The sequence below is a fragment of the Agromyces sp. NPDC058126 genome (assembly GCF_042884595.1).
Lineage (GTDB): Bacteria > Actinomycetota > Actinomycetes > Actinomycetales > Microbacteriaceae > Agromyces.
Genome location: NZ_JBHVTS010000001.1, coordinates 60,856 through 81,184, shown reverse-complemented (window position 1 = coordinate 81,184; position 20,329 = coordinate 60,856). Strand labels below are relative to the sequence as shown.

Sequence of the window (20,329 nt, the reverse complement as noted above, 5' to 3'; positions counted from 1 at the left end):
TGCTGGGTTCCGCGCATGAACCGGCGCGACCGAAAGGACCCTCGAATGACCACCACACGCACCTCCCGCGGCGCCCGCGCCCGTCTCGCGCTCACCGGCATCGGCCTCCTCCTCGCCCTCACGGCGTGCGCGCCGAGCGCCCCCGAGACACCCGAACTGAAGTCGGGCGACTCCGACGCCGCCTACGAGGAGTGGTCGACCGACTTCGTCTCCTGCATGAAGGAGCGGGGCGTCGACATCGAGATCGCGACGGCCTCGGGCGACTCGACGGGCGGCAGCGACTCGAGCGAGGCCGTCGATCCCGAGGAGATCGACCCCGAGGCGATGGCCGCGGCCCAGGATGCCTGCATCGACGAGTTGGGCGAACCGCCGGCCGATCCGAACATGCCGGACGCCGAGGAGATCAACGCCGCCACGCTGCGTTTCGCCGCGTGCATGCGCGAGCTCGGCTATGACTACGCCGACCCCGAGATCGGGGCCGACGGGTCGGTCGGCATGACGGAGGCGATGTCGGCCGATGAATTCGACACCGAGGACATCGACACCTGCACCGAGCGGGCCGACTACCCCGAGATGGGTCAGCAGTGACGAGCGACGAGCGGACGACGGATGCCCCCGCGCCGGGCCTCGTGAGACCGACGCGCCGACGGCGCCCCTGGCTCATCGCGGGCGCCGGCCTCGCGGTGCTCGCCATCGCGGGAGGGGTGCTCGCGGTGACCTGGCCCGCATCGACGGCGGAGCAGGGCGACGAGCGCCCGGCCGTCGACGTCGCGACCACGCCCGTCACCCGCGGCGACCTCACCGAGCGGATCCGCCTGAAGGGACGCCTCGACTACGGCGCATCGAGGGACGTCGGGACGAGCCTCGGGGGAACGATCACGTGGCTGCCCGGCATCGGAACCGTGCTCGATCGCGGTGCGACGATGTTCCGCGTCGACGACGACCCGGTCGTGCTGCTCCTCGGCGGGTTGCCGATGTGGCGGTCGTTCGCCGAGGGCATGGACGACGGGCCCGACGTGCGCCAGCTCGAGGAGAACCTCGCCGCGCTCGGCTTCTTCGACCGCGAGCCCGACGAGGAGTTCGCCTGGTCGACCGCCGCGGCGATCGAGGAGTGGCAGGAGTCGCTCGGGCTCGAGGAGACGGGCTCGATCGAGCTCGGCCGCATCGTCTTCGCCCCTGAGTCGATGCGGGTCGCCGAGCACAAGCTGAGGCCCGGCGCCCCGGCCGGCTCCGCCGTCATCGGCGCCTCCGGCACGGCGAAGCGCGTGAGCGTCGTCCTCGCACCGAACCTCGGCTCGATCGCGCCGGTGGGCACCGCCGTGCTGATCACACTGCCCGACGGGGGCACGGCACCCGGCACGGTCAGCGCCGTCGGCGCGCCGGTCGAGCAGGACGACGAGGAGGGCGGGAAGAAGCTGAAGCTCCCGATCACGATCACGCTCGACGACGCGGCCGACACCGACGGGCTCGACGACGTCGGCGTGAGCGGCGAGCTCACCGCGGTCCGTCGGGAGGACGCGCTGATGGTGCCCGTCACCGCGCTGCTCGCCCGCGCGGGCGGCGGTTTCGCCGTCGAGGTCGTGACGAAGGGCGACCTCACGACGGTGCCGGTCGAGCTCGGCCTGTTCGCCGATGGGCTCGTCGAGGTCACGGGCGGCGAGCTCGAGGCCGGCGACGAGGTCGTGGTGCCGGAATGAGCGGGCCGCTGATCCGCATGCGGTCGGTGACCCGCACGTACGGCTCGCCGCCCACGGTCGCCCTCTCGCACGCCGATCTCGACGTCGACCACGGCGAGATGCTCGCGATCGTCGGGCCGAGCGGCTCGGGCAAGTCGACGCTCCTGAACCTCATGGGCACACTCGATCGGCCGAGCTCCGGCGAGATCCGCATCGACGGACACGACACGGGGGCGATGAACGACGCCGAGCTCTCGGGGCTCCGTGCGCACACCATCGGATTCGTGTTCCAGCAGTACCACCTCGCCGAAGGGGTGACCGCGCTCGACAACGTCGCCACCGGCCTCCTGTACACCGGGGTTCCGAAGGCCGAGCGGCGGGCGCGCGCCGCCGTCGCACTCGAACGCGTCGGCCTCGCGGCGCGCACCGGCCACCGGCCCAACGAGCTGTCGGGCGGTGAACGACAGCGCGTGGCGATCGCACGGGCGGTGGTCGGCGAACCCGCCCTCCTCCTCGCCGACGAGCCGACGGGTGCGCTCGACACCCGCTCGGGCGAGACCGTCGTGTCGATCCTCGCCGAGCTCAACGCCGGGGGCACGACCGTCGTCGTGATCACCCACGATCCGCAGGTCGCCGAGCGGATGCCCCGCCGCGTCGCCATCCGCGACGGCGTGCTGTCGACGGGTGCGGGCGTCCTGACGGGAGCCCGCTCGTGAACGGGCTGCGCTCGCGGCTCCGCACGGCCGATCTCCTCTCGCTCGGCCTGCACGGGCTCCGCGCCCGCCCGATGCGCGCCCTGCTCTCGGCGCTCGGGATCGCCATCGGGATCGCGGCGATGGTCGCGGTCGTCGGCATCTCGACGTCGAGCGAGGCGCTCGTGAAGCAACGGCTCGCCTCGCTCGGCACGAACCTGCTCACCGCCTCGGCCGGGTCGGACTTCTTCGGGCAGGACGCCGCGCTCCCGGCCGATGCGATCGACCGCGTGCGCCGCGTCGAGGGCGTCGAGCAGGCGAGCTGGAGCGCCTCGCTCGCCGACGTGCACGTCTACCGCAACCCGATGATCGACCGGGGCGCGACCGGCGGGCTCACGGTCGCCGTCGCCGACCTCGAGCTGCTCGAGGCGACCGGCACCGGGCTCGGCTCGGGCGTCTGGCTCAACGGGGCGACCGAGCGCTTCCCGGTGGTGGTGCTCGGCGCCGCGGCGGCCGAACGGCTCGGCATCGTCTCGATCGGGAGCGCGATCGAGATCGACGGACGGCAGTTCACGGTCGCCGGCATCCTCGACCGCTCGCCGCTCGCCCCCGAGCTCGACACGCTCGCCCTCATCGGCGCACCGATCGCGACCGAGCTCTTCGCGTTCGACGGCTCGCCGACGGTCATCTACGAGCGCTCGGCCGACGAACTCGTGACCGAGGTGCGCGACCTCCTCCCGGCCACGATCAACCCCGAATCGCCGACCCAGGTGAAGGTGAGCCGTCCCTCGGATGCGCTCGCGGCGAAGAACACGATCGATCAGGCCTTCACCGGGCTGCTGGTGGGCGTCGGCTCCATCGCCCTGCTCGTCGGCGGCATCGGCGTCGCGAACACGATGGTGATCTCGGTGCTCGAACGCCGACAGGAGATCGGCCTGCGCCGCTCGCTCGGGGCGACGCGCGGGCACGTCCGATCGCAGTTCCTCGTCGAGGCGATCCTGCTGGCGCTCTGCGGCGGCGTCGCGGGCACGGCGATCGGGTGGGCGATCACGGCGGTCGTCGCGGGGGCGAACGGATGGCCCGTCGCGGTGCCGATCGCGGTGCTCGCGGCCGCGGTCGGGGCGACGGTCGCCGTCGGCGCGGTCGCGGGGGCGCTGCCCGCCGCCCGCGCGGCGCGCACCTCGCCGACGGCTGCGCTCAGCATCTGACCCAGGGCGGGGGCGCCGACCGACCGGACGGACTGTCAGGTCACCGCGCCCCCGTCCGATGGTTCGTCTCATTCGCCGGGAACCGCGTTGCGCCCGCCGTGGCGCAGGGCAGAATGGCCACTGCGCGATGGCGCGCGAGTGAACAGGAGGCGTCGCCAGTGACTCAGGCATCCACGATCGAGGCGGAGTCGGGGACGACTCCCGCACCCGGGACTTCCCGCGGCGAGGCACCCGGAACGGTCGTCATCGACGCCGTCACGAAGCGCTACGGCGACGCGACCGCCGTCGACGGCCTCTCGCTCACCATCGAGGCCGGGGAGTTCATCTCGCTGCTCGGCCCCTCGGGCTGCGGCAAGACCACGACGCTGCGCATGATCGCCGGCTTCGAGCAGCCCGATGCGGGCGACATCCGCGTCTCCGGTCGTTCGCTCCTCGGCGTGCCGCCCTACCGCCGCGACGTGAACACCGTGTTCCAGGCCTACGCGCTCTTCCCGCACATGTCGGTCGCCGAGAACGTCGCCTACGGACTGCAGCAGAAGCGCACCCCTAAGTCGGAGATCCGCGAGCGCGTCATCGATGCGCTCGACCTCGCCCAGATGCGCGGCTTCGCCGATCGCAAGCCCACCCAGCTCTCGGGCGGCCAGCAGCAGCGCGTCGCGCTCGCCCGCGCCCTCGTCAACCGCCCCTCGGTGCTGCTGCTCGACGAGCCGCTCGGCGCGCTCGACCGCCAGCTCCGCGAGGAGATGCAGCTCGAGCTGAAGCTCCTCCAGTCGCGGCTCGGCATCACCTTCGTCTTCGTCACGCACGACCAGGGCGAGGCGCTGTCGATGAGCGACCGCATCGCGATCATGCGGAACGGCGGCATCGAGCAGCTCGCCGACGCCGACACCGTGTACGCGCGCCCGGCCTCGGCCTACGTCGCCGCGTTCGTCGGCCAGCAGAACTTCTTCCGCGGCCGGGCCGTCGAGGGCGGCGGCGCCGTCGACTCGACGCACGCGCTCGTGCGCGGCGCCCCCCCCGCCTCCCCCGCCCTGCGGGAGGGCGAGGCGGGCCTCGCGGCCGTCCGCCCCGAGTTCGTGCGGATCGAGGCCGCGGCCGGCGCCGAGGCATCCGACGCCGTGAACACCGCCCGCGGCACCCTCATCGGCGTCTCGCACCTCGGCGAGACCATGCAGTACCTCGTCCGGCTCGGCGACGACCAGAGCCTCATCGTCCGGCGCCCCACCCCCGAAGCCCCGCAGGTCTCGGTCGGCGACGCGGTCGTGTGCTCGTGGCGCCCCGAGAGCGTGCTCCTGTTCCCGGCCGACGATGCGGCGAGCGACGGCGGGTTCGTCGCGCCGCCCACCGCCTGATCCGCCGAGGAGCCACGATGTCACCCGAACCCGAGATCCGCATCCTCGCGCCTGCGGGCGCCGCCAAGACCATCCGCCGCGAGCTCTCCCGGCGCCGATTCCTGAGCTTCGCCGCTGCGGCCGGCTCGGCCGGGCTGCTGGCCGCGTGCGCGCCGTCCGGCACGCAGAGCACCGCGCAGGCCTCGGGCGGCGCCCTCGAGGACCGCCTCTCGATCTACACCTGGGGCGACTACGACGCCCCCGACGTGCTCGACGCCTTCACCGCCGAGCTCGGGCCGAAGATCTCGCTGAGCGCTTTCAACTCCAACGAGGAGATGGTGGCGAAGCTCGTCGGCGCCCGCGGCACGAGCGGCTACGACATCGTCGTGCCGACCGGCACCTTCGTCGCGCAGATGGCCGAGCACGGGCTGCTGTCCAAGCTCAACCACGACCTCATCCCCAACCTGCAGCACGTCGACCCCGAGTTCCTCGGCCGCGCGTGGGACCCCGACAACGAGTACTCGATCTGCAAGGCGTGGGGCACGACGGGCTTCGTCTACGACACCACGGTGATCGACCGCGAGCTGAAGGACTGGAACGACTTCATCGACGCGGCGAAGAACGAGGCGAGCGGCAAGACCTCGCTCCTCGACGACCCGGCCGAGCTCACGGGCCTCTACTTCTGGTCGAACGGCATCCCGTGGAACACGACCGACGAAGACGAGCTCGCCGCCGCCGAGGCCTTCCTCGTCGACGAGCTCGCCCCGCACATCTCGGCGTTCGACTCGTACCCGGGCGGCAGCGCGATCCCGCAGGCCACGCAGGCGCTCATGCAGTCGTACAACGGCGATGCGCGACTCGGCATGCTCGAGAGCCCGAACCCCGAGCGCTGGAGGTTCGTGCTCGGCTCGCCCTCGACGGAACTGTGGATGGACAACTGGGCGATCCCGGCCGGTGCACCGCACCCCGAGGCCGCGCACGCGTTCATCGACTACGTGCTCGCCCCCGAGAACGCCATCTCCGAGCTCGACTACATCGGGTACCACACGGGCGCGAAGGACATCGAGCAGGTCGCGGCCGACGCCGGGCTGCCGATGCTCGACCTCGTGTTCTTCACGCCCGAGCAGCTCGCCACCATGCAGGAGGGCGAGCTCACCGAGGCGCAGGAGCGCATCGTGCAGATCTGGAACAAGACGAAGGCGGCGGCTGGTGCGTAGACGACTCCCCGGGTTCCTCCTCGCCGCGCCCGCGTGGGCCTGGCTGACGATCTTCTTCATCGCCCCGGTGGCGATGGTGGTGTGGTTCAGCTTCGGCTACAAGCCGAGCATCTTCGCCACGCAGGCGACCGACAAGCTGTCGTTCGACCGCTATGCCGAGGTGCTCACCCCGACGTTCTTCGCGACCTTCCAGAACACGCTGTGGGTCGGCGTCGTCGGCACCGTGCTGTGCTTCCTCATCGGACTCCCGGTCGCATACTGGATGGCGGTCAAGGCGCCGCCGTCGAAGCGGGGCCTGCTCGTCGCGCTCGTCATGGTGCCGTTCTGGACGAACTTCCTCGTGCGCACGATCGGCTGGCAGGTCATCCTCGCCCCCGAGGGCGTGCTCTCGACGATGCTGCAGGGCGTCGGCTTCGAGCCGCTCGCCATCCTGAACACCCGCGGCGCGGTCCTGATCGGCGTGGTCTACAACTACCTGCCGCTGATGATCCTGCCGCTCTTCGTCGCGTTCGACCGGGTCAACGGGCCGCTCCGCGAAGCCTCGAAGGACCTCGGCGCGGGCAAGCTGACCACGTTCTTCCGCATCACTCTCCCGCTCGCGCAGCCCGGCATCGTCGCGGGCGTGCTGCTCGTGTTCATCCCCCTGATGGGCGACTACATCACGGCGACCGTGCTCGGCGGGGCGAAGGGCAACATGGTCGGCCAGCTCGTGGCCAGCCAGTTCCAGACCGCGCAGAACTGGGCGCTCGGCTCGGCGATGGCGGTCGTGCTGATCTTCGTCATCATGCTCACCGCGGCGGCCGGGGCGATCCTCGTGTGGCTCGTCTCCTGGCCGTTCCGCGCCCGCAACCGGCTCGTCATCGGCACGGCGCCGTCGGCGGCACCCGTTCCCGTTCGAGAGGAGGTCGCGGCATGAGCCTTCGACAGGTGGAGCGACCGGCCCGGCGGGCCCGTCCGGCATGGTCGGATGTCGCGTTCAACATCTGGGGCGTCCTGGTGCTCCTCTTCCTCTTCGCGCCGATCCTCGTGATCATCGCCTCCTCGTTCAACGTGGGGCGCCTGCTCGTGTCGTGGGACCAGTTCGGCTTCGACTCGTTCCTCGCGCTGCTCGCGAAGCCCGCGCTCCGCGACGCGGTGTGGATCTCGGTGCAGACGGGCTTCATCGCCGCGCTCGTGGCGACGCTGCTCGGCACGCTCGCGGGCATCGCGATGGCGCGGCATGCGGGCAAGTGGGTCTGGTGGTTCCTCGGGCTGCTACTGCTCGTCTCGGTGACGCCCGAGATCGTCGACGCCGTCGCGCTGCTGCCGTGGATGGTGTTCCTCGGCCAGGACCTCGGCATGTCGATCTTCAACGACGGCATCGTGCGCCTCGTCGTCGGCCACTCGCTCTTCTCCGTGGCGGTGGTCTCCTACCTCGTGCGTGCTCGTCTCGTCGGCCAGGAGGCGAAGCTCGAGGAGGCCTCGGCCGACCTCTACGCCACACCCGCCCGCACGTTCCGCAAGGTGACGCTGCCGCTCGCGATGCCCGCGGTGCTCGCCGGCTTCCTGCTGTCGTTCACGCTGAGCCTCGACAACACCGTCATCGCGGCGTTCGTCTCGGTGTCGGGGTCGACGCCGTGGCCGGTGTACGTGCTGAGCGCGCTGCGCAGCGGACTCCGACCCGAGATCGCCGCCGTGTCGACGGTGATGCTCGTGCTCACTCTGGTCGCGCTCGGCCTCGTCGCGCTCGTGCTGCGGCGGGCGGGCGACTCGGCCGCCGACATCGCCCGCACGATGGGCGGCGGCTGAGAACCACGCGGCCCGGACGCGGAACGGGGGCGCACCGATCGGTGCGCCCCCGTTCTCGTCTCTCGTGCGTCAGGCGCAGACGACGGTGAGCTCGGTGATGCCCTCGGTGAGCGCGGTGAGGTGGTCGCCCATGGCCGAGACGTCGGCGTTCGCCGGGTCGGCGAGCATGCCGTCGACGTAGGCGACGTACGCGGTCATCGCGGCGGCGGCGCTGTCGGCGGCGGCCTTCACGTCGGCGTCGCTGACCTGGGCGGCGGTCTCCTTGACCGTCTGCTCGGCACCCTTGAAGGCCTCGAGCGCGGCGGCCGGGTCGCTCGTGTCGACCGACGAGAGGCCCTCGAGCTCGGTCAGCGTGGTCTTCACGATCGCGCAGTCCGCCTCCTTCGACTGGCCGGCCTCGGGTGCGGCGGACTCGGCGGACTCGGACTTGGCGTCGCCCTTCGAACCGGCGTCGGCGGCCGGGGCGCCGGCGGCGCAACCGGTGAGCAGGAGGGCGAGCAGCGTGAACGAGGCGGCGGCGAGCGGACGTGATGCAGTCATCGTGATGATTCCCCTAAAGATCGGTCCCGGGTCGATCCCGGGCCCCCGGTACATCCAAGCAGTCGCCACCGACGAGCGGAAATGGGCATGGCTGCCCATCGCGCGGGTCGCGGCCGCCGCGGATGCCTCGGAACGGCGACGCGGTCGGGCTCAGGCGTAGCGCGCGGCGAGGGCGGCGCCGAGCTCCGCGAGCCGATCGCGCAGGCTGACGGGCTCGATCACCTCGGCCTCCCGGCCCCACGCTGCGAGGCGCCGTTCGAGCACGTGCTCGCTCGGCGCGGTGACGCGCAGCCGCACGCGGCCGTCGGCCTCCGCCTCGCCGCCGGCGCTGCTGCCGGTGACCCAGCCCCGGAACTCCTCGACGACCGCCGCGTCGACGAGCACCGTCGCCTCGGTTCGGTGCCGAGCCGCGTTCGCCGCCGCCCGCAGCGCCGCCCACTCGGCGTCGAGGTCGAACGGGTCGGGGCGCTCGAACCGCTCGTCCTCCACGACGACGTCGGCCATGCGGTCGACCCGATAGCTCCGTCTCGACGCGTCGGGAACGTCGGGGGCGTCGGCCACGCCGCCCGGCCCGCCCACGACGGGCTCGGCGACCGCGTCGGCGATCAGGTACCAGACGCCGCGGGTCTCGATGAGCCCGAGCGGGCGCACCGTGCGCACCGCGGCCTCACCGCCCCACCGCGTGTAGGCGAACCGTGCGACCCGCCGCTCGAGCACGGCCTGCTGCAGGAGCTCGACGGCGAGGGGCGGTCGCGACGCGGGGGCATCCCAGCCGCCCGCATCGACGATCACCGACTCGGCGGCCGCCTCGGCGTCGGCGCGGAAGGTCGCGGGCAACGCCCTGAGCACCTTGCGCAGCGCCGAGCGCGCCGCGTCGCTCTCATCGGCGCGCGGGCCGAGGAGGAGGAAGAGCGCCCGCGCCTCCGAGGCGGTGAAGCCGCTGAGGTCGGTGCGCCCCTCGCCGAGCAGCTGCCAGCCGCCGCCGCGCCCGGGCTGCGGGTAGACGGGGATGCCGGCCGCGGAGAGCGCCTCGAGGTCGCGTCGGGCTGTGGCCACCGAGATCTCGAGCTCCTCGGCGAGCTGGCGGGCGGTGACGCGACCGCGCGCCTGCATGACGAGGAGGGTGGCGACGAGCCGGTCTGCGCGCATGTTCCGATTCTCCTCGCAAAAGTAGTCAGAAGGTGAGCACTTCTGCGTTCGATCATGGAGTCACCAGGCGACGACGGGTCGCCGGATCACGAGGGAGAACCAAATGCTTCGAGGCATCGCCACCATCAACTGCTACGTCGACGACCCCGCCGCGGCCGCCGCCTGGTACACCGAGGTGCTCGGCATCGAGCCGTACTTCAGCCGCCCCGGGCCCGACGGCCGCCCCGCGTACGTCGAGTTCCGGATCGGCGACCACCAGCAGGAGCTCGGCTTCATCGACCGGCGGTTCGCTCCCGCCGAGCTCGGGGCCGGCGCGGGCGGCGCGCTCGTGCACTGGCACGTCGACGAGCTCGAGACCGCCGTCGCGCGGCTCGTCGAGCTCGGCGCCGCACCGCTGCTGCCGATCACCGAGCACGGGCCGGGCTTCGTGACCGCGTCGGTCGTCGACCCCTTCGGCAACGTGCTCGGGGTCATGACGAACGTGCACTACCTCGACGTGCTCGCCCGGCCGGCGCGCGACGAACTCGTGCAGGAGGCGTGACGCCCGCCCCGCCGCCCGCCGGTCAGGCGGCGGAGGCCTCCTGCCCGACCACCTCGTCGATGACGCTGCCGTGCACGGGCAGCCAGCCGAGGGCTCGCGCCTTCGCACCGTCGGCCCGCTGGTCGAGGAGCAGCGCATCGGCGAAGTCCGCGCCGAGGCGCGAGCGCGAGGCATCCGCCCCCTCGGCGACGACACCGTTCGCGCCGCCCTGCGCGACGACGGCCTCGGCGACCGCGCGCACCGTGGTGGGCGCGCCGTCGCTGCCGATGACGCGGCCGAGGGCGCGGTCGTGCTCGAGTGCGTGCCGGTAGAGGCGGGCGAGGTCGTCGACGTGCACCCAGGTCCAGTGCTGCTCGCCGTCGCCGAGCAGCAGGATCCGGCCGTCGGCGTCGCGCGGCGCCTCGGTGATGAGCTGCACGAGCCCGCGCTCGTCGCCGTAGACGACGCCGGGGGCGATGATCGTCGCCGAGACGGATGACGCGAGCAGTCGCTCCTCGATCGGCACCCGCCAGGCGACCAGGGCAGGTGCATCGGGCCGGGCGTCGTCGTCGAGCGCGTCGCCGGCGCCGTACGCCCAGATGCCGCCGGTGTGCACGTAGCGGCGACCCGTGCCGCCGAAGGCCTCGATGACGACGTCGGCGATCGCGGTGTCGAAGACCGCGGCATCGGTCGCGGGTGCGGCCGCGTGCACGGCGCCGTCGGCGTCGGCGAGCAGCGGGGCGAGCCACGCGGCATCCGTCGCCTCGCCGATGGCGGCCGTCGCGCCGCGCGCCTCGACCGCCTCGGCCGCGCGCTCGCTGCGCACGATCGCGACGACCTCGTGCCCGTGCGCGACGAGCTCCTCGAGCACGGCCGATCCGATGTATCCGGTTCCCCCGGTCAGTAGAATCCTCATGCCTGCGACGCTACGGAGCGGACGCCGGTTACTTCAACGGAACTTCCCTCGAGGGAAGCACGAGCCGTCATCGGGGGTCGGATGTCGCAACACCACGTCACCACCGCGCCCGCTGCCGCGACTCCGTTCGACGACGAGGAGCGCGACGTGCTCTCGCCGAACTGCCCGAGCCGGGTGATCCTCAGCCGCATCGGCGAGCGCTGGACGATGTTCGTCATCCTCGCCCTCTCGCGCGCGGGAACGCTGCGCTTCACCGAGCTGCGCGCCCGGGTCGGCGAGGTCACCCCGAAGGTGCTGACCGAGACGCTGCGCGCCCTCGAGGCCGACGGGCTCGTCGAGCGTCGCGCCTACGCCGACTCGCCGCCCCGCGTCGAGTACTCGCTCACGCCGCTCGGCACCTCGCTCCTCGAGCCGATCGCCGCGATGCGTGAATGGGCCGAGCGGCACGTGCCCGAGGTGCTCGCCTCCCGCGATCGCGCGACCGGCTGAACCGCGCGACCGGCTGAATCGCGCGACCGGCTGAACCGCGCGACCGCGCCATCCTCCGCGTCGCTCCTGCCATTCCGGCGAGCGCACGCGAATTCGACGCGCCACGGCGCCGCGGCGCTCGTTACATTGGGCGTGTGACCCGAGCGCTCATCATCATCGACATCCAGCAGGACTACTTCCCCGGCGGCCGGCACCCGCTCGTCGGCACCGACGCGGCGGCGGCGCAGGCCTCGCGACTGCTCGCCGCCTGGCGCGAGCGCGGTGAGCCGGTCGTGCACGTGCAGCACATCTGGGACGCCCCCGATGCGGCGTTCTTCCAACCGGGCACCCCGGGCGTCGAGATCCACCCGTCGGTCGCACCGCTCGCCGACGAGCCGCTCGTCACGAAGGAGAACCCGAACTCGTTCCTCGAGACCGACCTCGACGAGCGGCTGCGCGCGATCGCCCCCGATGAGCTCGTCGTCGCCGGCATGATGTCGAGCATGTGCGTCGACGCGACCGTGCGCGCGGCGGCCGACGCCGGCTGGACGGTGACCGTCGCCCACGACGCGTGCGCCGCCCCCGACCTCGAGTTCGGCGGGGTCCTCGTGCCGGGCGCGCAGGTGCACGCGGCCTTCATGGCGGCGCTCGACGGCAGCTACGCGACGGTCGCGAGCGCCGAGGAGATCATCGCGTAGGGTGAGCACTTCACGGATTCTTCGCTGGCGAGGCATCCGTTTCAAGGAGGCAGCCGCACCTGCGGCCCATTATTCGCAGAACTTCTGCGAATCTTCCGTTTGCGTGAACCGCCGGCACGTGTGACCATCGATGGCATGATCACCGTCGATGCCACCGCTGAAGCCGCCGAACAGCTCGACGCGCTCACGCTCGGCCGGCGCATCCGCGACCGCCGCACCGCCCGCGGCATGACGCTCGGCGAGCTGGCCCGCGCGATCGACCGGGCGCCCTCGCAGGTGAGCGCCATCGAGAACGGCAAGCGCGAGCCGCGCCTCTCGATGCTGCGCACGATCGCGCTCGCACTCGGCACCACGGTCGACGAACTGCTGCGCACCGACGCCCCGAACGAGCGGGTCGCCCTCGAGATCGCCGTCGAGCGCGCACAACGCGGCCCCGTGTTCGCCGCCCTCGGGCTCGACCCCTTCCGCGTCGCGAAGACGATGAACGACCAGACCCTGCAGACGATCCTCGCCCTGCACAACGAGATCGACCGCCTGCATCGCGAGCGCGCGGCCACCCCCGAGGAGGCGCGCCGCGCCAACGGCGAGCTGCGCGCCGAGATGCGCGCCCGCGACAACTTCTACCCCGAGCTCGAGCAGAAGGCGGCCGAGCTGCTCGAAGCGGTCGGGCACACGGGCGGGCCGGTGTCGCACCAGCTCGTCGCCGACATGGCGTCGCACCTCGGCTACTCGCTGCACTACGTCGGCGACCTGCCGCACTCGACGCGATCGGTGACCGACAAGCACCACGGGCGCATCTACCTGCCGACGCAGCAGTCACCCTCGCGCGACTCCCGCTCGCCCATCCTCCAGGCGCTCGCGAGCCACCTGCTCGGCCACGAGGAGCCGGCGAACTACGCCGAGTTCCTGCGCCAGCGCATCGAGACGAACTACCTGACGGCCGCGCTCCTGCTGCCCGAGCAGGCCGCGGTGCGCTTCCTCTCCGAGGCGAAGAACCTGCGGCGCATCTCCATGGAGGACCTGCGCGACGCCTTCGCCGTCTCGTACGAGACGGCCGCCCACCGCTTCACGAACCTCGCGACTGCCCGCCTCGACATCCCCGTGCACTTCACGAAGGTGCATGAGTCGGGCACGATCATCAAGGCGTACGAGAACGACCGGGTGCGGTTCCCGAGCGACGCGCTCGGCGCGATCGAGGGCACCACGATGTGCCGCAACTGGACGGCGCGCACCGTGTTCGACGTCGAGGACCGCTACAGCCCGTGGTACCAGTACACCGACACCCCGTCGGGCACGTTCTGGTGCACCTCGCGCATCGAGAAGGCCAAGGAGGGCGAGTACTCGGTGTCGGTGGGCGTGCCGTTCGAGCACGTCAAGTGGTTCCGCGGCCGCGAGACACCCCATCGTGCGGTGTCGCGCTGCCCCGACCCCGCGTGCTGCCAGGCCCCGTCGGGCCTCGCCGAGAAATGGGCGGATGCCTCGTGGCCCGCCGCGCGCACGCCCACCTCGCTGCTCGCTGCGCTGCCCACGGGCACCTTCCCGGGCGTCGACCAGACCGAGGTCTACCAGTTCCTCGAGGCGCACGCCCCGCGCTGAGCAGGCGGCGACGCACGACGAAGCGCCCGGGCGGGCCGGCGGAAGGGCCGGCCCGCCCGGGCGCTGGTCGATCAGGTCAGCTCGCCGCCTTGCGGAGTTCCCGGCCGTGCACGGTGAGCGCGTAGATCACGAGGATGTCGAGCACGATCACGATGAGCGACCACCAGGGCTGCGACGGCAGCAGGAACAGCTGGCCGACCGCGTTCACGATCGCGAGGATGATCGCCACCACGCGCGCCCAGGTCGCGCCGGCGAACAGCGCCAGCGAAGCCAGGATCAGCACGATGCCGATGATCAGGTGCCACCAGCCCCAGCCCGCGACATCCATGAGGAACAGGCCCTCGTTCGTCAGGAAGTAGGCGCTGTCGGGGCCGATGATGGCCATGAGGCCGTAGATCGCGTCGAAGATGCCCGCGACGAGCAGCATGATCGCCGCGAAGTAGCCCCAACCGACCCAGCCGGTCGTCTCGGTGTCGCTCATGTCGATTCCTCCCAGTGGATTCGGCGGGCGCGCACCGCGTCCGTCGTCGTCACGCTACTGAGCGGCCGCCCCGCGGGACATCACGCAGTTCGCGTGAATCCCGGGGCCGAATGCGGCCGGCGGTCAGAGCCGGCCGATGCCCGAGACGATGACGAAGACGCCGATCACGACGAGGATGAGCCCGGTGATGGAACGGCTGTGCCGGGACATCCATTCGCGCAGGATCGTCAGCCGCGGTGCGGTCCGATCGGGGGCGAGCTTCGCGGCGACGACCGGCACGGCGACGGTCGACGCCCCGATGGCGATGAAGCAGGCGAGCACGACGGTCGACTCGACGCCCGTCAGTTCCGCCCCGCGCACCGCGAGCCCGGCGGCGATGACGAGCAGCAGCGACTTCGGCCGGATGTTGAGCACGGCCCCGAGCGCGAAGGCCTCGCCCGAGCCGATCCGGCTCATGCGCTCGAGCCACCGCGGCGGATCGTCAGAGGAGCGGCGCGGTGCGCGCAGGCGCCCAACGACGGCCACGACGATGATGAGCGCGCCGACGACGATCTCGGCGATGCCGACCGCCTGCGCGGGCTCCCGTGGCGACCCAGCTCTCGGCAGCGCCTCGGCCGCGATCGTGCACACGACGGCGAGCGCGGTCATCCCGAGGATCCACCCCGTGAGGAACGGCCATGCGACCCGCTCGCCGTTCGGCGAGAGCAGGATCGACAACGTCACGAGGATCGGCACCGAGCTCGCCGCGACCGCGACCGCGATCGGCACGACGTGGACGAAGGCCTCCAGCATCCCGCTCATGTCGCCCCGATCGCGGATTCGTCATCGCCGTGGGTCGTCGGCCGGCATCAGGCCATCGCCGGCCGGTGGTACGCCACGTGCACCGAATCGATCGCCCCGTCGAAGGCGAACGGCATGCGATCGGCGTACGCCCGCGACACCGCGCCGCCGTACGCCCGGCCGATGTCGAGGCAGTCGTTGGCCGAGAACAGCAGCGGCGCGCTGATCGGCACCGTGCCCGACCCGACCTCGGCACCGTCGACCCGCAGCGTCACCGAGAGCGGACCTCCCGGACGGGGCTCGACGTAGTCCGTCACGACCTCGATCGCGTGCTCGCCGGCGGCGATCGGCGACGCCGACGCGATCGTGGTGCGCTGCACGAGGAACAGGTTGTACTCGTACGTGAGCACCCCGTCGACGACGAAGCAGGTGAGCCCGCCGCCGGCGCCGCCGAGCTTGTAGAGCACGCCGTTCGTGCGCTCGGGCAGCTGGAGCTTCATCGTGACGGTGTTCGGCGTGTTGCCGAGCGCCGGCGCGCAGAACTCGGGGATCCGCACGGTGTCGCCCGAGAGCTCCCACTCCGTGTAGGGCACCGAGATGCGGTCCTCGGGGTGCAACGGCATGACCCAGAGTCCGCCGCCGATCGGCAGCACCTCGTTCCTCGCCGCCTCGATCGCGAAGAGCTCCCGCATCTCGGCGAGCTTCTCGGGTTGGTCGGCGGCGAGGTCGTGGGCCTGGCTCCAGTCCTCGTCGAGGTGGTAGAGCTCCCACACGTCGGCATCGGGCGTCCAAGTCGCCATACCCGGAGGGGCGCCCGGCACCCATGGCAGGCGCGGCCCGGTCGCCGATGCGATCCAGCCGTCCGAGTAGATCGAGCGGGAGGCCATGATCTCGAAGTACTGCGTGCGATGACGCCCGTCGGCCGACGCGTCGTCGACGGCGTACGCGAGGCTCGTCCCGTCGATCGGATCCTGGTGGATGCCGTTGACCTGCTCGGGATGGGGGATGCCGATCACCTCGTAGATCGTCGGCACGAGGTCGATCACGTGGTGGAACTGGGAACGCGGCTCGGGATCGTGCTCGATCCGCCCGGGCCACCGCATGAACATCGGGTTGCGGGTGCCGCCGAGGTGCGAGGCCATGAGCTTCATGCCCTGGTACGGCGACGAGCCCGCCCACGCCCAGGCGGCGTGGTACTGGTTGTCGGTCGCGGGCGTGCCGAGCGCGTCGAGTCCGCCGAGCTCCTCGAGGGCGGCGATGTGCTGATCGACCGTCGTCGGGATCATGTTCTGCGCGAGCAGCTCGCTGATCGTGCCGTTCTGACCCTCGCCCGACGACCCGTTGTCGCCCCAGATGTAGACGATGAGCGTGTCGTCGCCGTAGCCCATCGCCTCGAGCGCGTCGACGAGGCGCCCTGCCTGCACGTCGGCGTGCTCGCCGAAGCCGGCGCACACCTCCATCAGGCGGGCCTGGTACGGCTTCTGGTGGTCGGGGATCTCGTCCCAGCCCTGCAGGCTCTCGGGGCGGGGGGTCAGCTCGGCATCCTCGGGGATCCACCCTGCCGCCTTCGCCCCTGCGAACGACTGCTCGCGGTAGGCGTCCCAGCCGTCGTCGAACCTTCCCGCGTACTTGTCGGCCCACTCCTTCATGATGTGGTGCGGCCCATGGATGGCTCCAGTGGCCCAGTACATGAAGAACGGCTTGTCGGGCGCGTTCGCCTTGTGGTCGCGCAGCCACTCGATCGCGTCGTCCGCCAGGTCCTCGCTGAGGTGGTAGCCCTCCTCCGGCGAGCGCGGCGGGAGCACCGAGGTCGTATTGCGCACGAGGTTCGGTTCGTATTGGGATGCCTCGCCCGCGAGGAAGCCGTAGAAGTACTCGAAGCCGTAGCCGGTCGGCCAGCGGTCGAACGGCCCGGACTTCGTCGTCTCCTCCGCGGGCGTGTTGTGCCACTTGCCCCAGGCACCGGTCGAGTAACCGTAGTTGCGCAGCACCTCGGCCATCGTCGCGCTCGACTTCGGGATGTGCCCCGAGTAGCCGTCGAAGTCGTTCGCCAGCTCGGCGATCTGCCCGGAGCCCACCCGATGATGGTTGCGGCCGGTGAGGAGCGAGGCGCGGGTCGGCGAGCACATGGCCGTCGTGTGGAATCGGTTGAAGCCGATGCCCTCGTCGCGCAGGCGGCCGAGCGTCGGCGTCTCGACGACGCCGCCGAGCGGGGCGGGCAGCGCAGGACCGGCGTCGTCGATGAGGATCACGAGGATGTTGGGCGCCTGCTCGCCGAGGTGGCGGTCGGGCGGCTTGGGCGAGTACGTCGATTCGGCCAGGGTGCGGCCGGCGATGCTGCCGGAGCCCTTCGGCGGGAACGGCAGCGTGCGCGCCGGCGGCAGCGGCGTTCCGATGATCGAGCGGGATGCGGTGTCGGTCATGGGGTTCTCCTGTCCTCCCCGCGCCCGTCGGCGGAGTGCGCGGAAGTGCACGGCGCGAGGCACCGGCGCGGGCCATCCATCGTGCGGCCCCGGTGCCGTCTCGGCATCACGCAGATCGCGCGATCCGCACACGCCCCAATCATTCGCGTGATCTGCATGATGCGGAACCCCGTGAAGGGGGGTGTGATCGGAGCACCGATTGGAGGTCGGGCATGGACCACCTCGAACTGCTGCGTCGCCTGGCGATCGACGACGACCGGCTCTCGAGCGAGGGCCTCGCCGAGCCGGCCGGACCGTTGGGCCCGAAGTCGCTCGCGCTCGCCCGTCTCGGCGCCCTCTGCGGCGTCGGCGGGACCGACGCCTCGTTCTCCTCGGCGGTCGACGGGGCGATCCGGGCGGGCTCGACGGCGGCCGAGCTGGTGCAGCTCATCGTCGCGGTGATTCCGGTCATCGGCATGCCGCGTGCGGTGGCAGCGGCACAGCACCTCGCCGTGGCACTCGACCTCGACCTCGAGACCTTCGTCTCCGCCGACGACTGAGCTCAGCCGAGCAGGCGGAGCTCTTCCGCCCGTTCGACGGCCGCGCCCCTCGTCGTGACCTGCAGCTTGCGGTAGACCGAGCCGAGCTGCGAGCTAACGGTGTTCCGGGAGACGAACAGCCGATCGCCGATCTCGCCGATCGTCAGGTGCGTCTGCAGGTAGGGAAGCAGCCGGAGCTCGGCCGGGGTGAGCGGCGAGGCCCCGAGCACCTCGCGCGACTGCTCCATCGAGGACCGCAGCTCGGCGACGTCGCCGACGAGCGTGCCGAGGTCGGGGCGCACCCGCAGGAGTTCGTCGATCTCCTGCAGCAGGTGCGCCGCCGTCGACCCCTTGCCGAGCGCGACGAAGGCGCGGGCGAGTTCGAGCCGGACCTTGACCGCGAGGACCGGCATCACGTGGGTGCAGAGTCCCCGGTCGCGCATCCCGCGCGCGAGCAGGCGCTTCGCGGCGGGGCCGTCCTTTCGCCGGATCGCGACGCGGGCGCCCACTGCGAGCACGAGGGTGGTGGTCGCGTAGCCGTCCATGCCGTGCTCGGCGATCGCGGCCAGCCCCCGGTCGACGTGGCCGCCGGCCGCGGCGACCTCGCCCCGGTCGAGCGTGATGATCGCGAGCTCGGCCTCGCTCAGCACGATCGAATCGGCGTTGCCGAACAGCTCGGCCTGACCCGACGACCGCTCGAACGCCTCGATCGCCGCCTCCGTGTCGCCCGCGAGCAGGCGGGTCCACCCGACGAGGTGCAGGGCCTGGTCGTGCCACAGGCTCGACGGCGACTCCGACTCGAGTCCGAAGGCCGCGTCGGCCGTGGCCGCGGCGAGACCCCCGCGCCACATGATCGCGCGCACCATCGCGCGAGCCGAGTCGTAGCTCGGCAATCCGAACTCGGCGGGGCCGTCGTACTCGATGCGGTCGAAGAGCCGGGCCCAGCCGTCCGCCTCCGCGGCATGTCCGTCGAGGATGGCGCGGAGGCCCGCGAGCACGACGAGCGGCGGGTACTCGGCGATCGCCTCGGGGCCGAGCTCGTGCATCCATCGTGCGACGGCGGCGAGTTCACCGGCCTGGTAGGCGCCGAGTGCGCGCTCGGCGACGAGTCGCACCGAGCGGCGCCGTTCGCCGGCCGCGAGGAGGTGCTCGATCGCGAGCGCGACCTCGCCGTGCCGCTCGCACCACGCCGCCGCCCGGCGATGCAGCTCGGGGCCCTCGCCGGGTTCGACGCGGTCGAACTCGGCGAGCAGGAACTCGCGGAACAACTGGTGGTACCGGTACTCGCCCCGACGTCGATCGATCGGCACGAGGAAGAGCCCGCGCCGCTCGAGCTCGCCCAGCCGGGCCCGCGAGTCGTCGCGGGCGAGCACCGCGTCGCAGCATCCGGCCGAGAGGTGCTCGAGCAGGGCGGTGCGCCGCAGGAACGACTGGTCGTCGGCGTCGAGCGCCCGGTAGCAGGCCCGATAGAGGTAGTCGGCGACGAAGCGGTCGTCGCCGCCGATGTCGACCGGATGCCCGCCGTCGCGCGCGGCGAGCGCCGCGAGCGCGATCCCGGTGGGCCACCCCTCGGTGTGCTCGACGAGGCGCGCGAGCTCGCCGTCGTCCGCCGCGGCGTCGAGCGTGTCGAACACCCGTCGGGCGTCGTCCACGTCGAGGCGCAGCTGATCGGCGCCGATCTCGACGACCTCCCCGCCGAGACGCAGGCGGGAGAGGAACTCGGGCACCCGTCGACTCGCCATGACGACCTGCGACCCCGTCGGGATGCGGCCGAGAGCGACCTCGAGCGCATCCTGGCAGGCAGGGGTCTCGGCCTCGTGGAGGTCGTCGAGCACGAGCACGAACGGGAACTCGACCAGGTCGATCGCGGCGGCGAGCATGGGCGCCGCCCGACCGAGCACCGCCGGCCCGGTCATGGGGCGGGCGGCGACGGCGGCCAGGCGCCCGTCGCCAGGCACCGCGCGTGCGAACGCGCCCGCCAGCACGTCGATGAGCACCGCCGGGTCGTTGTCGAACCGGTCGAGCGAGACCCAGACGAGCACGCGATCGTCGAGCTCGGCCCATTCGCGCAGCAGCGTCGACTTGCCGTACCCGGCCGGGGCCGCGAGGCTCACGAGCCGAGCCTGCGACGACCGGGCGCGCTCGATCAGGCGGCGGCGGCTCACGCCGCCGCCGCGACCGCGCGGCGGCGCGAACTTCTGCGACGCGGGTTCATCGCCCGATGGCGACGAAGCGTCCTCCTGCACGGTCGTCAGTCCGTCCATATCCGGATTCTATGGAGTGCGCACGCGGATCCCGCGTGCGACACCTTGTCCGGACCGCCTTCGA

20 protein-coding genes are annotated in these 20,329 nt (G+C 72.0%); 13 read left to right on the top strand and 7 right to left on the bottom strand.

Annotated elements, in window-relative coordinates:
- The first annotated feature begins 45 nt into the window (after nucleotides 1–45).
- The 8 genes from ACFVTR_RS00405 to ACFVTR_RS00370 all read left to right on the top strand — a co-directional run bounded on the left by ACFVTR_RS00405 (nucleotide 46) and on the right by ACFVTR_RS00370 (nucleotide 7,912).
- The gene (locus ACFVTR_RS00405; RefSeq protein ID WP_387034016.1) at nucleotides 46–588 is read left to right on the top strand and encodes a hypothetical protein; all 543 of its coding nucleotides are present in this window, start codon (nucleotides 46–48) and stop codon (nucleotides 586–588) included.
- Nucleotides 585–1,697, top strand: a complete 1,113-nt coding sequence (locus ACFVTR_RS00400) for a peptidoglycan-binding protein (protein ID WP_387034015.1) — start codon at nucleotides 585–587, stop codon at nucleotides 1,695–1,697. The genes ACFVTR_RS00405 and ACFVTR_RS00400 overlap by 4 nt, the downstream gene beginning before the upstream one ends.
- The gene (locus ACFVTR_RS00395; RefSeq protein ID WP_387034013.1) at nucleotides 1,694–2,392 is read left to right on the top strand and encodes an ABC transporter ATP-binding protein; all 699 of its coding nucleotides are present in this window, start codon (nucleotides 1,694–1,696) and stop codon (nucleotides 2,390–2,392) included. Before ACFVTR_RS00400 ends, ACFVTR_RS00395 begins: the two co-directional genes overlap by 4 nt.
- Nucleotides 2,389–3,576, top strand: coding sequence for an ABC transporter permease (locus tag ACFVTR_RS00390; RefSeq protein ID WP_387034012.1), 1,188 nt, complete (start codon nucleotides 2,389–2,391; stop codon nucleotides 3,574–3,576). Before ACFVTR_RS00395 ends, ACFVTR_RS00390 begins: the two co-directional genes overlap by 4 nt.
- Nucleotides 3,577–3,734: 158 nt before the next feature.
- Nucleotides 3,735–4,928: an ABC transporter ATP-binding protein gene (locus tag ACFVTR_RS00385; protein WP_387034010.1), complete on the top strand. Its 1,194-nt coding sequence runs from the start codon at nucleotides 3,735–3,737 to the stop codon at nucleotides 4,926–4,928.
- 17 nt (nucleotides 4,929–4,945) lie between these two features.
- Entirely contained in the window at nucleotides 4,946–6,124 is a 1,179-nt protein-coding gene (locus ACFVTR_RS00380) for a spermidine/putrescine ABC transporter substrate-binding protein (RefSeq protein WP_387034009.1), read from the top strand.
- Complete coding sequence (locus ACFVTR_RS00375) at nucleotides 6,117–7,040, top strand: ABC transporter permease (protein WP_387034008.1); 924 nt, start codon at nucleotides 6,117–6,119, stop codon at nucleotides 7,038–7,040. The genes ACFVTR_RS00380 and ACFVTR_RS00375 overlap by 8 nt, the downstream gene beginning before the upstream one ends.
- On the top strand, nucleotides 7,037–7,912 hold the full coding sequence (locus tag ACFVTR_RS00370; RefSeq protein WP_387034007.1) for an ABC transporter permease: 876 nt from the start codon (nucleotides 7,037–7,039) through the stop codon (nucleotides 7,910–7,912). The genes ACFVTR_RS00375 and ACFVTR_RS00370 overlap by 4 nt, the downstream gene beginning before the upstream one ends.
- Before the next feature lie 69 nt (nucleotides 7,913–7,981).
- Here the strand turns inward: ACFVTR_RS00370 and ACFVTR_RS00365 are convergent, their stop codons facing one another.
- Entirely contained in the window at nucleotides 7,982–8,452 is a 471-nt protein-coding gene (locus tag ACFVTR_RS00365; protein WP_387034006.1) for a hypothetical protein, read from the bottom strand.
- 150 nt (nucleotides 8,453–8,602) lie between these two features.
- Nucleotides 8,603–9,601: a helix-turn-helix transcriptional regulator gene (locus tag ACFVTR_RS00360; protein ID WP_387034004.1), complete on the bottom strand. Its 999-nt coding sequence runs from the start codon at nucleotides 9,599–9,601 to the stop codon at nucleotides 8,603–8,605.
- A gap of 103 nt (nucleotides 9,602–9,704) precedes the next feature.
- Here ACFVTR_RS00360 and ACFVTR_RS00355 point away from each other — a divergent pair, with 103 nt between their 5' ends.
- Nucleotides 9,705–10,142 carry a VOC family protein gene (locus ACFVTR_RS00355; protein WP_387034003.1) on the top strand — a complete coding sequence of 146 codons (438 nt, stop codon included), beginning with the start codon at nucleotides 9,705–9,707 and terminating at the stop codon, nucleotides 10,140–10,142.
- 22 nt (nucleotides 10,143–10,164) lie between these two features.
- Here the strand turns inward: ACFVTR_RS00355 and ACFVTR_RS00350 are convergent, their stop codons facing one another.
- Nucleotides 10,165–11,037 (bottom strand): NAD-dependent epimerase/dehydratase family protein, encoded by an 873-nt coding sequence (locus ACFVTR_RS00350; RefSeq protein ID WP_387034002.1) that lies wholly within the window; start codon nucleotides 11,035–11,037, stop codon nucleotides 10,165–10,167.
- 81 nt (nucleotides 11,038–11,118) lie between these two features.
- Here ACFVTR_RS00350 and ACFVTR_RS00345 point away from each other — a divergent pair, with 81 nt between their 5' ends.
- From ACFVTR_RS00345 to ACFVTR_RS00335, 3 genes are all read left to right on the top strand, one after another.
- Nucleotides 11,119–11,526, top strand: a complete 408-nt coding sequence (locus ACFVTR_RS00345; protein ID WP_387034000.1) for a winged helix-turn-helix transcriptional regulator — start codon at nucleotides 11,119–11,121, stop codon at nucleotides 11,524–11,526.
- 134 nt (nucleotides 11,527–11,660) lie between these two features.
- Complete coding sequence (locus ACFVTR_RS00340) at nucleotides 11,661–12,203, top strand: cysteine hydrolase family protein (protein ID WP_387033998.1); 543 nt, start codon at nucleotides 11,661–11,663, stop codon at nucleotides 12,201–12,203.
- A gap of 135 nt (nucleotides 12,204–12,338) precedes the next feature.
- Entirely contained in the window at nucleotides 12,339–13,799 is a 1,461-nt protein-coding gene (locus ACFVTR_RS00335) for a helix-turn-helix domain-containing protein (protein WP_376941649.1), read from the top strand.
- 76 nt (nucleotides 13,800–13,875) lie between these two features.
- Here ACFVTR_RS00335 and ACFVTR_RS00330 read toward each other — a convergent pair whose 3' ends face one another.
- From ACFVTR_RS00330 to ACFVTR_RS00320, 3 genes are all read right to left on the bottom strand, one after another.
- Entirely contained in the window at nucleotides 13,876–14,280 is a 405-nt protein-coding gene (locus ACFVTR_RS00330; RefSeq protein WP_387033996.1) for a hypothetical protein, read from the bottom strand.
- Between the two features lie 123 nt (nucleotides 14,281–14,403).
- Complete coding sequence (locus ACFVTR_RS00325) at nucleotides 14,404–15,081, bottom strand: GAP family protein (RefSeq protein WP_387033995.1); 678 nt, start codon at nucleotides 15,079–15,081, stop codon at nucleotides 14,404–14,406.
- A gap of 47 nt (nucleotides 15,082–15,128) precedes the next feature.
- Entirely contained in the window at nucleotides 15,129–17,483 is a 2,355-nt protein-coding gene (locus tag ACFVTR_RS00320) for an arylsulfatase (RefSeq protein ID WP_387033994.1), read from the bottom strand.
- 212 nt (nucleotides 17,484–17,695) lie between these two features.
- Here ACFVTR_RS00320 and ACFVTR_RS00315 point away from each other — a divergent pair, with 212 nt between their 5' ends.
- Nucleotides 17,696–18,022 (top strand): hypothetical protein, encoded by a 327-nt coding sequence (locus ACFVTR_RS00315; protein WP_387033992.1) that lies wholly within the window; start codon nucleotides 17,696–17,698, stop codon nucleotides 18,020–18,022.
- A 2-nt stretch (nucleotides 18,023–18,024) separates the two neighbouring features.
- On the opposite strand, the gene ACFVTR_RS00310 is transcribed toward ACFVTR_RS00315, so the two are convergent.
- Nucleotides 18,025–20,265, bottom strand: a complete 2,241-nt coding sequence (locus ACFVTR_RS00310) for an AAA family ATPase (RefSeq protein WP_387033991.1) — start codon at nucleotides 20,263–20,265, stop codon at nucleotides 18,025–18,027.
- Nucleotides 20,266–20,329 lie beyond the last annotated feature (64 nt).